Raw genomic sequence first — 13,065 nt, 5'->3', positions numbered from 1 at the left:
CCCGCCCTTCCACGCAGCCTCAATACAGTGTAACTAGTATACGATTTGCCCTTTATTGATCAGCGATTTTACGGGAGATATCCTTGCTACTGCTTCTGCAGAACAGCTGGCATCTACCAACACCAGGTCAGCGGTATCGCCGGCTTTAGGCCACTGCTGCACGCCTTTATCATCAAGCGGAAGTACATTTCCCGTAGCCAGTTTAAGACTCCTCGACAGCAGGAACTCACTAGAGTAGCCGTATAGCTGAGCCATGGTATGGGCTTTTTCCAATACGCTTCCGGACCCAAAGGAGCTCCAATGGTCAATGATGCTGTCGTTTCCAGTCATCACATTTACGTTGTGCTTATAGAGTGTAGGTATAGGCATAATCAATCCGCCGAAGGGAATGGTAGAAACGATCCCTATGCCTGCGGCGCCCAATTGCTCTGCAATTTCCTCCTGCTTTACTTTGTCGATCTTAGCCAGTACAAAGCAGTGGCTTAAGAATGTTTTATGCTGAAGGGCAGGATGCTCGTTTACTTTCTTAATCAGGTATTCTACAGTTTTTAACCCGGACTCTCCTGATTCATGCAGGTGGATATCGATCCCTTTTTTATTGTCCAGTGCCAGTTGTACCGTGAAATCTATTGTTTTTTCAATAGCGCCATCAATGGTATAAGGATCAAGGCCACCGATGAAATCGATGTCCATCTTTGCTGCTTCCCGGAGATAGGGAACGGAGTTGGTATAGAATACGCCGTGCTGTGGGAATGCGACCAGTTCGGCGCCAAAGGAATTCTTTTTGTTTTCCAGTGCCTTCTGCAGGTTAGTAAGCGATTGCAGCCTGGATGTAGGTTCAATATTGACATGGCTCCTGGCGAAGTGAGTGCCTTTAGACTGCAGCAGCTCCACCAGCTTTTCTGCCCGGTAAGTGGAAGTTTTCAGCATTTCCGGGAGAATTTTCTGTTCCAGGGCTATCATGCCCTTCACGCCACCAGGACCTCTCCTCGTGGCCTGCCACGGGCCTCCGTAGAAGGTTTTGTCGAGGTGGATGTGCATATCCCTGAAGGCAGGGAGCATCAGCCAGCCTTTTGCGTCAATGGCATTAGTGGCAGCCGGTTTATTGGCAGTAATACTTTTGATCTTTCCGTCTTTGATGTCAACGCAGAACAAATCGGTCGTTGTGTGGACTACTTCTCCTTCTTCATAAACAAATCCTGTTTCCAGTCGCACGTTTTTTAACAGGTAGCTTTTCCCGCCTGCTGCATCACCGGCAAAGGCATCAGCAGTGCCCAGTAAGCCGGAGGCAAAAGCCACGCCTGCCAGTCCCAACCCCGACATTCTGATAAATTCCTTGCGGGATATTTCGGTTTTCTTCATAGTCCCAGTCATTTTTATGCAAAATTAGCTTTCATGGTTGTTTAAGCTGTGAAGGATTCATGACATCTCTTGAAAGATTTATCAATAGTTCACGGGTAATTATAAATCTTTCAAGTATCCGGATAGATAATACAAAGTTCCGGAGATATTTACCATTTACTTTGCCACAATAATCCGGGAATAAAAAAGCATCAAATGGATAAAATAACAAACGACGGCCGCTATACATTTAAGAATGTATTGCTGGAAACGGGCTTTGAATATGATGGCGATGAGGTGGTAAAAACAAAGACTGCACTTTTCTGTGTTGAGATAGCTGACGGTAAGATTACGGTAATCACCCCCAATGATCCTGCCCTGGACGCCATAGATGCGAAAGGCTGGCTGATGCTTCCTGCATTTAAGGATATGCACGCCCATTTGGATAAGATGCTCTATGGACTGCCATGGCAGGCGGTATCGGGCCAAAGAAGAACCGTGAAGGATCAGATTGCGTATGAGCAGAAAATGATCCCCGAATGGCTGAAAACATCCATTGAGCGAACAGAAAAGTTGGTTAACTTCCTGCAATCAAACGGTACACACTTTATCCGTTCTCATTTCAATATCGATCCCACTTCCGGCTTCGAGTCTTTAAAGCACCTGGAAATAGCGCTGAAAAATAAAGAGAGAACGGTAGGCGCGGAGTTGGTGGCCTTTCCACAGCATGGGCTGTTTTATACTAACACGGCGCCACTACTGAAAGAAGTGGTAAAAATGAACATTGATTTTATTGGCGGGGTTGATCCCTATTCCATTGATGGAAGCATAGAAAAGCCAATGGAGCTGATTACACAGCTGGCTATCGATCATCATAAGGGGATCGATATTCATTTGCATGAAGCAGGAGAAACCGGTGTGAAAACCATTGAATACCTGATCAACAAAGCCAATGAAAACCCGGTGCTTCGCGGCAAAAGCTTTGTAAGCCACGCTTTTGCACTGGGGCATCTTTCCCCGTTGGAAGCGGAACGTATGGCTGCCCGCCTGGCAGAAGCCGGCGTGGGCATTGTTTCTTCTGTGCCTTTCGGCAATACTATTATGCCCATTCCGCTGCTCAGGAAACATGGTGTGGAAGTGCTGGTGGGGAACGATAATATCCAGGATCACTGGAGTACTTTCGGACCTGGCCACATGCTCCGGAAGGCGAAGCTCATTGCAAGCCTCTATGGCTATAGCTCTGAATGGGCGCTCTCCAGGACATTGGGATTTGCCACCAGGTATTTACTTCCGTTGGATGATAAAGGAAACCAGCAATGGCCTAAGGCAGGTAACGAAGCCAACCTGGTATTCATGGAAGCGTCCTGCTCTGCTGAAGTAGTGGCAAGGGTTTCACCGGTTAAATCACTCGTGCATAAGGGTAATATTGTATTCTGATAAGTGCGCGTTTATCCACCCCATTATAAATCTAACAGGATCGTCTTATTATTCAGGTGGATTGGCCTTGGTATTTTCAACGCCAATCCATTTTTTATTGCCATAAATTTCCATATTTTAGAAGTTGAACTCCCAACTTAATCTGCTGATATGAAGATTTATGACAATACGGGCTACATCCCTGTCTTAGGGATTCATGAATTCAGGAAAGGCCAGCTGGCCGGCAGGGAGGAATTCCTCTTCAACGAACTACATGGTGAACGTCATATCGACAGGCCGCACAAGCATGATTTTTTTATCATCAATTTGTTTGAGTCAGCCAAAGGAGTGCATACTATCGATTTCCACGACTATCCAATCGGGAATAAACAAATTCATGTGCTGTTTCCCGGCCAGGTACATACCTGGAGTATTAAGCCCGGCACAACAGGCTACCAGCTGATGATACAGCAAAAATTTTTCGAGCGTTTCGCCTCTTTCTTCCGTTTTTCGTTTTCGAATTATATGAATCACCCGGTGATTCCGCTGACCAGCGACAGTTTCAAATTGCTGAAGTATGAGTTTGACGCCATCCGGGATGAACTGAATTCGCCCCACTCTGTGCAGGAAGTGATCAGCGCCCGCGCAGCGGTGATTGCTGCGACTGTGAGTAAGGAAGCAGAGCATATTTTTACTGATTTGAAGGTGTTCCAATCTAATCCGAGGCTGGCGCAGTTTAATATGCTGATTGATAAATTTTACAAGCGGGAAAAGCTGGTGGGGTACTACGCCGCCAAGCTGCACATCTCCGCCAATTATTTAAATATCCTTTGTAAAACCCATCTCGATGTATCGGCTACCAGGTTGATCCAGCAACGGGTGCTGCTGGAAGCAAAGCGGCTACTACAAACAACCGATATTTCTATAAAAGAAATTGCGTTTGAACTCGGTTTTGTTGACCATGCCTATTTTTCCAACTTCTTTAAAGCCCAGGCAGGCCTTACACCTACGCAATTCAGAGAAGGATAATAGCGCAATTGCCGGAAGGCCTCTTGAGTGGAAGTAGATGCCCGCATTAATCATAATAAAGTAGCATGAAACTAAAAAGTATACAACCCGTTAAGGGCCTTGCTGATTTTGTTGAAAGCTTTTGGATGATCCGAAATGATTCAGCAGAAAGCAAGGAAATTATTGTACTGCCCGACGGCCGGTTCGATATTATTTTTTCTGCTACTGCTAACGAGCCTTTTCATGCTACACTTCGGGGATTGGATACCCATCCTCATCAGGGTGTTGTTCCGGGGCAGGTGACTATGTTTGCAGTTAGTTTTAAATTACTCGCCATCGAGTATTTACTCGATATCAAAATGGCAGCCGTCTTAAATGAAGGACAGCGGTTACCGGATGGGTTTTGGAATATGGGACCTCATGATCTTGAGGATTTTGAAGGGTTTTGTGAAAAGATTTCAGCCACCATGCTTGACAGGATTGAATCAGACATCGACAACCGTAAAAAAGAATTATTTGACCTGATTTATGCTTCCAATGGCACGCTCACCGTGCACGAGTTGTCGGATCGGGTAGCCTGGAGCCGCAGGCAGATCAACCGGTATTTTAATGAGCAATTTGGGCTTTCATTAAAAGCCTATTGCAATATTTTTCGATTTAAAGCTTCGTTACAGCAGATTAAAGCCGGAAGGCTCTTCCCGGAATTGAACTTCGCCGACCAGACCCATTTTATTAAAGAAATCAAGAAATTTTCCGGAGTAGTCCCGAAAGAATTAGCCAAAAATCAGAACGGCCGATTTATACTATTATCCGACGCGTTGTGATAATAATTTTGTGGCCATGAAAATTGATGACAAAAAGATTGCTATCATCGGCGGCGGCCCCGGTGGTTTAACCTTAGCAAGACTCTTACAACTGAAAGGCGCCCATGTAAAAGTATATGAGCGGGATATCAATAGGGATGTCAGGGTGCAGGGCGGAGCGCTGGACCTGCATACGGAATCAGGTCTGGCAGCGCTGGCCCAAGCCGGGTTAATGGATGAATTTAAAGCGCAGTACAGGCCCGCCGCAGGATTGATGCGGGTGGTAGATGACCAGTTAAATATTCATTTTGATGAACATGCCAAAGGTAAAAAAGGAGATTTTGGTGATAAATATCATCGGCCGGAGATTGACCGGGGACCGTTAAGGCAGCTGCTGTTGAATTCACTGGATCCGGATACAGTTGTTTGGGATAGCCATGTTTTATCGATTGAACACACGCAAGATGCCTGGAAATTAGTTTTTCAAAATAGACATACCACTTCGGCAGATTTGATTATCGGCGCCGATGGCGCCAATTCTAAGATCAGGCCCTTTGTTACCCCCATCGCACCCTACTGGACGGGCATTACTATGCTGGAAGGATCGTTGAAAGACGGAGCGAAAACGGCTCCCGTTATCTATGAATTATTAAAAGGAGGAAAGGTATTTGGTTACGGAAAAGAGAGAACGCTGATCGTCAGCTCAAAAGGCGATGGCAGTTTTGGATTTATGGCCAGTTTTAAATCTGGAGAACATTGGGCAAAAGAAAGCGGTATCGATTTCAATGATCATCGCCAGGTATTCACCTGGTTCAAGGAGGAATTTTCTGCATGGAGCCCGGTTTGGTGGGAGCTGTTTGGAAGCCCGGATACCATTTTTACCCCGCGCCCGCAATATTGTATGCCCCTGGATCAAAAATGGGTGGCCAACGCTAATATCACTTTACTCGGCGATGCAGCTCACTGGATGCCACCTTTTGCCGGCGAAGGTGTAAATATGGCCATGCTCGATGCGTTGCAACTCGCCGAAGCGCTTACCAACCCGGCATTCAGTGATACTAAACAAGCCATTGGCCACTATGAAAAGCAGATGTTGGGCCGGTTCGCTAAAATAGGCCAGGCTACGTTGTTCAATACAAAATGGATGCACCAGCCTAATGCATTAAAGGATATGTTGGCCATGTTTGGCAAAAGCAAATTAAAACAGGGGGTATTCATTGCCAGGTATGTTATCGAGACTAATATCGCACCGTTTATCCGCAAAATTTTAAGACGGCCGCCTCCGAGGGAAGTATTCCGTTAGGAGAGAATGGCTGGAAGCTATATCGGGGATACGTTAAAAGATAGTTCATCACCCCGATGTGGTTGTAAATGTTTATCTTGAAATAAACTATTTGTCGCTATGAGAAAACAATTCATTTTAAGTATTGTACCCCTATTGCTGATTACGTTATTGGTTAGTGCGCAGTCAGACAAGTCGGCCGTTCACTTCATTAATCCGCCCGAAGTAGCTAAGCCCAATGGATATTCACAAGCCGGCGTTATCAACCTGGGCACCCATAAAATGATCATACTTTCAGGGCAGGTGCCATTAAACGCCAAAGGTGAACTTATTGGAAAGGATAATTTTGAGCAACAAGCGGAACAGGTTTTTGCTAATATTCAGAAAATAGTAGAAGCTGCCGGTGGAAAGATGTCGGACGTCATAAAACTTTCCTATTTTATTCTGGATACAAAAAACCTGAAAACGCTTCGTACTGTCAGGGATAAATATGTAGATGTACAACATCCGCCAGCGAGTACGCTAGTGCAGGTCAGTAGCCTGTTTCGGGATGACGTATTACTGGAGATAGAGGCAACTGCTGTCGTGCTTGCTGATAAATAACAGATCAGGTTGAAACTTTAGGCCCGCATAAAATAAAAAAGGACAGACCGAAGTTTGTCCTTTCCGGCACCCGGAACGGATTCAATAGATAATCACTACGTAATGAGAGTTTGGTGATTACTCCTCAAAGAAAGTCACTGCTCCGGTTTCCAGGTGATAGATACCACCTACAATCTTTATTGTTCCGCTATCTGCTAGTGCTGCTATAATAGGACTTTCTGTTTTTAATTGTTCCATTACATGGCGCACGTTATTTTCAGTTACGTTCTTTACAAATTCTGTATTCTTTCCGGTCCTGTTTTCTACGGGGGTTGATGTTTCACTGTCAATAGCAGGCTTTATCTTGTCCAATAACTGCGTGAGGTTACCGAGGAGTACATCATCGCAAGCACCTTTTATAGCTCCGCATTGCGTATGCCCCAGCACCACGATTATTTTTGAGCCTGCCAGTTTTGTACCGAACTCCATGCTACCAAGTATATCCTGGTTGAGGACATTACCAGCTATGCGTATACTGAATATATCCCCTAATCCCTGATCAAAGATAAGTTCCACAGAAGTGCGTGAATCCATACAGCTAAGTACGGTTGCAAATGGATACTGCCCATCTCTTGTGGCATTTACCTGGCTCAACAAATCCCGGTTGGCTCTCAGGTTATTAACAAACCTTAAGTTGCCTTCTTTCAGATATTGAAGTGCCATTTCTGGGGTAAGGGTACTTTGCGATTCCCTGGAGTGCTTGTACATATTTTGAAGTTTGGAAATTGTTTTTATAAAGATCAACAGGCAGCAGGTATTTGGGTTAACAAAGCAAATACCTGTGGACTAATTGCTCATGGCATTAAAAATTTATGGTGTAAACTTTCTATGCGATTTGATCCAATGTTTCATTTTGCTTGTTAACCTTGTCGTAATTTTCTTTTTTTAGTGCGGCAAGCATCTGCCTGATTGTGCTGTTATTCGTGCCTAAAATCTGTGCAGCCAGTAACCCGGCGTTGCGTGCGCCATTAACGCCTACTGTGGCTACGGGTATGTCGCCTGGCATTTGCACTATAGATAAAAGGGAATCCCAACCATCGAGAGAGTTTGCAGACTTAATAGGTACGCCAATAACCGGCAAAGTAGTAATAGCGGCTACCATACCTGGAAGATGTGCTGCGCCACCAGCGCCTGCGATGATGATCTTCAAACCACGTTCTTCTGCAGTAGCAGCATATTCAAACATTTTTTGAGGGCTACGATGTGCCGACACAACGCTAAACTCGTAACCTATCTCAAACTTCTTCAGCACCTCTATTGCCTGACGCATAATAGGTGCATCGGAACTACTGCCCATAATAATGCCTACCTCTACCTGTTTCATATTTTTTTAATTTAAAATTTTTCGTATTGATGCAGCTTTTGCAATGACGTTTTCAATTGTATTATCAGTGACCGTTACATGCCCAATTTTCCGGCCAGGTCTGTTACCTTCTTTTCCATACCAGTGAAGGTGGGCTCCCGGTATATCTAATAAGCGATTTAGTTTCCCCCGTTTATCAGTATTTAATGTTGCGCCTTCCAGTATATTCATCATTAAAGATGGGAAACGGAGGCCGGGGTCGCCCAATGGTAGTCCAAGTACGGCACGGAGTAATTGTTCATATTGTGATGTGATGCTGGCTTCTATTGTGTGATGGCCACTGTTGTGCGGCCTTGGGGCCAGTTCATTTACTAAAAGTTTGTTCTCTTTTGTGACAAACATTTCTACAGCAAGGATGCCTACCAGCTTGAGTGCATCTGCAACTTCCCCGGCAAGAATTGTAGCTTTTTTTAATATTTCCTTATCTATCTGAGCGGGCGCTATCTGGTAGTCAAGTACGAACTTCTCCTCAGAAAACACCATCATCACAGGATCATAGCATGCAACAGCGCCGTACTCATTTCTTGCTACGATTACGGAAATTTCGTGTTTAATGTCAACTAATTCTTCCACTACACATGGTGCGTCAAACGCGGCTGCAATATCTCCCTTTGTTTTCAAAACCATCACGCCATATCCATCGTATCCGTCACGACGTTTTTTCAGACAGAGGGGTAGTTTATTTTCATATTGGTACAAGTCTTTTTTGCCCTGGATGGCTTCGCCAGGTACCACTGGTATATGATGTGACAGTAAAAACTGTTTTTGTGTAAATTTATCCTGTATTACTTCAATCGTATCAGGCGCCGGAAAGATCCTTACTCCTTGCTTTTCTAGCTGTCGTAAAGCGTTAATATTTACAGCTTCCTTTTCTATTGTAATTACATCAAGGCCCTTACCAAACTCCAAAATGGCTTCAAAAGAAGCAGGATCGCCGCAAAAGAAAGAAGACGTATAACGTGAACAAGGCGCATGAGCGTCCTTATCCATAATCGAAGCACTGAGACCGAGATCTATGGCCTGTCGTATAATCATCGCACCCAGCTGACCGCCCCCTAAAATTCCTATTTTCAAATTTTCAAGCATAATCTACAATTGCCGCAAAGATATAAAAACTATTTAAAATGATAGTAATACTATTATAGATTATAGTAAATTTATAGAATACGAGCAGTCTACTATTAAATCGTATTTTAGCCAACTAATTACTTAAGTATGGAGTTGCAGTTGCAGATAAAAATGAATCCCAACCTTTACCTGAGAGATCCGGACAGTACCGAACTTGGCCGTAATATCATTCAGCACAGTATAAAGCTGATTCATGATATTGGCTTTGAGGACTTTACTTTTAAAAAGCTGGCAATTGAAGTCGGAAGTACAGAGGCCAGCATCTATCGGTATTTTGAAAACAAGCACCGGCTACTCACCTATATTACTACCTGGTTCTGGACATGGCTGGAATACCAGTTGATATTTCATACCAACAACCTCAAGCATCCAAGAGAAAAGGTAGATATCGTTATAAAGCTGCTGACCTTTGAAGTCCAGGACAAATTTATCGTGGAGCATATCGACAAGAGCCTTTTACACGGGATAGTAATCTGCGAAGGTGATAAAGCGTACCTTACAAAGAATGTGACGGAAGACAATAAGTCTATGTTATTTAAACCATATAAAGACCTCTGTCATCGTATTGCTGAGATCTTCCTGGAGTTAAATGCTGAATTTGGGTTTCCTCATTCCCTGGCGAGTACCTTGATAGAAACTGCTCACCGGCAGATGTACTTTAAAGAACACCTGCCGCGCTTAACTGATTTTGGTAAATCCAAAAAAGTAAAACCATTGGTCGAATTTCTTCAGCATCTGGTATTCAAGTCGCTGGAAAATTGATGAGAACAATATAGTTCTACCGGAATGATGGTGTAATAAAAACTTTCCGCGAAGGTCACACGTGCAACTGAAGCAACGCGAGCAGGCTGCTTTCAGCTACCTGTACGATCACTCCAGATCATGGTAGTCATCTCCAATAGCCCCCCCCGGCTACCAGCCGAAAAATCCTCCGTTTTAAATCGTGATGAAAGTAATACGGGAAGACCTGTGATTGCTCCTAACAGGGGGCAGGCCTTCATCTGATAGACGTTATCTGGTTCTTAAAATCGAACACCCCTTGTCCGTATCCGTACAGAATTTCATAAAAGATGGCAGTCATGGAAGTGTAAACGTGGCCACCACAGTGGTTAAGCAGGTATCCAGATAGGTGGTATGGTAGTTGTCACTAACTGGCTCAATGCCTGCGCTGACATTAAAAACGTTGTGTGGTTCGATATAACTACCATACCGGGGTTATTTACAGTCAGATTTAATTGAAAAAGAAATCAGGATGACGCAAAGTTTCAGGTTGATCGCTTTTTTTCTGGCCATAGTTACGTTGCTGTTGTCTGCATCAGGCTTATTTGCCCAAATTCGTTGAATATAGACAAGCGCAGTAAAGAAATTGGTATTCGCAAAGTACTTGGTGCATCGGTACTGCAAATTATTGGATTAGTTAACCGGGAATTTATCCGCATTCTCCTGATTGCATTTGTGGTTGGTTCAGCTTTGGGCTACTTGTTTACCAGCAAGCTTATTTTCCAGTTTATTTACAAGTATCATGCTGATACCGGCCCAACGCCATACATAGGTACATTTTTAATTGTATTGCTTTGCTGCAGTGTTATCATTGGCACTAAAGTATTTCAGGCAGCTAAAGCAAATCCCATAGAACGATTACGCGCCGAATAGTGTTTATTCCCGGGCAGATTCTATTTTAACTTCGTTTAGTGAAAAATTACAGATATTTTCCTGATGCTAGCCTGGTTGGCAAAACGATCTGGGATTAGAGCTGATAAGCAGGGCAAGAAGAAGAGGAAAAAAGAAGAGGCCGGAGAATTCTCCGACCTCTCCGCTTTAGTGCACCGGAGTGTACTTTTCTCGAACCAAAGGCTACTTCCGGATAGCATGCAGTACAAGTTCAGCTAGTAGACCAAGTGAATTATTATTCTTTTCATCAGCTTAAAAATGGATCATCTAGATTTTATTTGCTGATGAAAAGAGAGTGTTGATAGGCCATTGCCTGGCTGCCAGCTATGTTTTGGTAAAACCCAAACGATCAATTTCCTCATGCTGACGCATTCGAAGTATAATTGACTACGCTATTACTCCAGCACCTTCTTATGTTCAATCCTCTCCTTAGCTTCAAGGAAGAGATGATGTATCTTTTTCTCCAACTCTTTTTTAGGAGGTAGTTCTGTCCAGTATTCCGCTACCACAATCCCATCCTTGTGCATTTCCAACAACTCTACTCGTTCTCGTTTGCTTTCAGCACATAAGATCAAGCCAATCGGGGATTGTTCTCCTTCTTGCTTTTCGTATTTATCCAGCCACTTTAAATACAATTCCATTTGTCCCTTGTGTTGGGCTTCGAATTTCCCCAGTTTCAATTCAACAGCTACGAGGCGTTTTAAATTTCGATGATAAAACAACAGATCTAAATGAAAATCTTCGCCGTCAATAATCATCCTTTTCTGACGCTCTATGAAAGCAAACCCTTTTCCCAGCTCCAATATGAAAGCTTCTAGTTCCCGAAGTATAGCTTCTTCGAGATCCTTTTCCATATAGGTATTTTGTAACCCCAGAAAGTCCAAAAAATACGGGTTTTTGAAATTGTCATTAATAGCTGGATGGTTACTGGTATTTTGTATATTCGCAATACCTGTCCGCTCAAATGTTTTGGTTGAAATTTGTTTCCGCAAATCTCTTATACCGAGCGCCTGATTAACAGCCAACTGTGCATAGAATAGCTTTGCATCCGGATTCTTCAACGGCAATAATTCCACGAAATGCGACCAACTCAGTTGTTGTGACAGCGGTAAGATAATCTCCAGTTTTGTGAATTGCTCGGCAAATTGCATCATTCTCCTTAAATTCCTTATCTCAAAGTTTCTTCCATATTGACTCTTTAATTGTGTCGACAGTGTCGACACAATCTGTTTTGCATACTCCGCCCGCTTATTTCTAAGGATTTCATCGTTAATGCGTTTGCCAATCTGCCAGAAAAGTATAGTAAGGGTACTGTTAGCATGTGAAAATACTTGCCGCTGGCTTTGCTCGATGAGCTGTGAAAGCTCATTAAATAAAGATTGTTCTATTGATGTTGCATTTTTCCCTCTTGCCATTATACTTATTCTTTATCAGCAATCCAATATTTTGGAATGCCGGATTCATGTTAAATGAATAACCTGAAAATTAGATAAGGAAAGAATGGGAAGCGTTAATTGGAAGTTAATGCAGTGAGAAAATAATGCAATTGTATAGGAAAATGTGGTTCGATTTCTCTGGGAAAAACTCACTTTCTCCGGACTCAATTATCGAACCGCCCCACTCAACAAAGTCATTCAGATAATACCCGCGCCAGCCGCAGATCTTCCCGAAAATAAAAATGGACAAACCAAGATCAATCTCGATTTGTCCACTTTTGTGCCCAGAACTGGATTCGAACCAGCACACCCTTGCAGGCGCTGCGACCTGAACACAGTGCGTCTACCAATTTCGCCATCTGGGCAACTGATATTGTGTCAGGGGTTGCAAAGATAAGCAGACAAAGCATTTCGCCAAATTTTTTTTCAGATTTCTGCTATTTTATTGGCATTGCTACTGAGAAATGTGATGGAACCTGTTGCAGACAGCGTGTTTAAGCCTCCATCGCTTTGCTTACCCGGCGATACACAAACTCATGGTAAATATGCCGGCGGCAAAACCTGCCTGGCGTATCGGAGTTGATCAGCTTCACATATAATGCTTTGGGTACATCGAGGTACTCGTAGCTGCTGCCATCCTGGAAATTCAATTGCAAGGTTTGTTTCTCGTAACTGAAATCCAGGATGGTAGAGGCAGAGATAGTTTCAGTATACTGGGGCAACGCGGCGGCAATAGTTTCAGGAGCGATGCTTACCAGGAAATGGTAGGCTTCTATCACTGCTTTACTTTTGGCTTCTGCTTCCAGCTTTTGTTCCTCTTCAAAGTCTACTAATTTATCAGGATGCAGTTCCTTCATCAGGTTCCTGTAAACGCTTTTTAATTCTTTTAACTCGGTTGTTTTGGTTACGCCCAGCAACTTCCGGTAATCAACTATTTTACTCATCACATATGGGTTCAAAAATAAACAGGCTGAT

The 13,065-nt window shown here is 43.6% G+C and carries 13 protein-coding genes and 1 tRNA gene; 7 read left to right on the top strand and 7 right to left on the bottom strand.

Going from position 1 to position 13,065, the window contains the following annotated elements; all coding sequences use genetic code 11:
• Positions 1 to 33 precede the first annotated feature (33 nt).
• Positions 34 to 1,362, bottom strand: coding sequence for an amidohydrolase (locus FHW36_RS28435; RefSeq protein WP_145674558.1), 1,329 nt, complete (start codon positions 1,360 to 1,362; stop codon positions 34 to 36).
• Positions 1,363 to 1,557: 195 nt separating this feature from the next.
• Here FHW36_RS28435 and FHW36_RS28430 point away from each other — a divergent pair, with 195 nt between their 5' ends.
• From FHW36_RS28430 to FHW36_RS28410, 5 genes are all read left to right on the top strand, one after another.
• A complete protein-coding gene (locus tag FHW36_RS28430; protein WP_145674556.1) occupies positions 1,558 to 2,778 on the top strand; it encodes an amidohydrolase in 1,221 nt (406 codons plus the stop codon).
• Positions 2,779 to 2,928: 150 nt separating this feature from the next.
• Positions 2,929 to 3,786 carry an AraC family transcriptional regulator gene (locus FHW36_RS28425; protein ID WP_145674554.1) on the top strand — a complete coding sequence of 286 codons (858 nt, stop codon included), beginning with the start codon at positions 2,929 to 2,931 and terminating at the stop codon, positions 3,784 to 3,786.
• Between the two features lie 65 nt (positions 3,787 to 3,851).
• A complete protein-coding gene (locus tag FHW36_RS28420) occupies positions 3,852 to 4,589 on the top strand; it encodes a helix-turn-helix domain-containing protein (protein ID WP_145674552.1) in 738 nt (245 codons plus the stop codon).
• Between the two features lie 16 nt (positions 4,590 to 4,605).
• A complete protein-coding gene (locus FHW36_RS28415; protein WP_145674550.1) occupies positions 4,606 to 5,871 on the top strand; it encodes an FAD-dependent oxidoreductase in 1,266 nt (421 codons plus the stop codon).
• Between the two features lie 99 nt (positions 5,872 to 5,970).
• On the top strand, positions 5,971 to 6,453 hold the full coding sequence (locus tag FHW36_RS28410; RefSeq protein WP_145674548.1) for a RidA family protein: 483 nt from the start codon (positions 5,971 to 5,973) through the stop codon (positions 6,451 to 6,453).
• A 117-nt stretch (positions 6,454 to 6,570) separates the two neighbouring features.
• On the opposite strand, the gene FHW36_RS28405 is transcribed toward FHW36_RS28410, so the two are convergent.
• From FHW36_RS28405 to FHW36_RS28395, 3 genes are all read right to left on the bottom strand, one after another.
• Complete coding sequence (locus FHW36_RS28405; RefSeq protein ID WP_145674546.1) at positions 6,571 to 7,200, bottom strand: carbonic anhydrase family protein; 630 nt, start codon at positions 7,198 to 7,200, stop codon at positions 6,571 to 6,573.
• 118 nt (positions 7,201 to 7,318) lie between these two features.
• Complete coding sequence (gene purE / locus FHW36_RS28400; protein WP_145674544.1) at positions 7,319 to 7,816, bottom strand: 5-(carboxyamino)imidazole ribonucleotide mutase; 498 nt, start codon at positions 7,814 to 7,816, stop codon at positions 7,319 to 7,321.
• Between the two features lie 6 nt (positions 7,817 to 7,822).
• Positions 7,823 to 8,941: a 5-(carboxyamino)imidazole ribonucleotide synthase gene (locus tag FHW36_RS28395; protein WP_145674542.1), complete on the bottom strand. Its 1,119-nt coding sequence runs from the start codon at positions 8,939 to 8,941 to the stop codon at positions 7,823 to 7,825.
• A 129-nt stretch (positions 8,942 to 9,070) separates the two neighbouring features.
• Here FHW36_RS28395 and FHW36_RS28390 point away from each other — a divergent pair, with 129 nt between their 5' ends.
• On the top strand, positions 9,071 to 9,745 hold the full coding sequence (locus FHW36_RS28390; protein WP_145674540.1) for a TetR/AcrR family transcriptional regulator: 675 nt from the start codon (positions 9,071 to 9,073) through the stop codon (positions 9,743 to 9,745).
• A 576-nt stretch (positions 9,746 to 10,321) separates the two neighbouring features.
• Positions 10,322 to 10,636, top strand: a complete 315-nt coding sequence (locus FHW36_RS28385; protein ID WP_186452651.1) for an ABC transporter permease — start codon at positions 10,322 to 10,324, stop codon at positions 10,634 to 10,636.
• 413 nt (positions 10,637 to 11,049) lie between these two features.
• On the opposite strand, the gene FHW36_RS28380 is transcribed toward FHW36_RS28385, so the two are convergent.
• From FHW36_RS28380 to FHW36_RS28370, 3 genes are all read right to left on the bottom strand, one after another.
• Complete coding sequence (locus FHW36_RS28380; RefSeq protein WP_145674536.1) at positions 11,050 to 12,069, bottom strand: PDDEXK nuclease domain-containing protein; 1,020 nt, start codon at positions 12,067 to 12,069, stop codon at positions 11,050 to 11,052.
• Between the two features lie 302 nt (positions 12,070 to 12,371).
• Positions 12,372 to 12,455: transfer RNA gene (locus tag FHW36_RS28375), tRNA-Leu, on the bottom strand.
• 129 nt (positions 12,456 to 12,584) lie between these two features.
• Entirely contained in the window at positions 12,585 to 13,034 is a 450-nt protein-coding gene (locus FHW36_RS28370; RefSeq protein WP_145674533.1) for a KTSC domain-containing protein, read from the bottom strand.
• Positions 13,035 to 13,065 lie beyond the last annotated feature (31 nt).

Origin of the sequence: Chitinophaga polysaccharea, from assembly GCF_007829335.1 — a bacterium.
Taxonomy (GTDB): domain Bacteria; phylum Bacteroidota; class Bacteroidia; order Chitinophagales; family Chitinophagaceae; genus Chitinophaga; species Chitinophaga polysaccharea_B.
The sequence above is the reverse complement of the archived record's forward strand: the minus strand, read 5'-3'. Positions and strand labels throughout refer to the sequence as shown.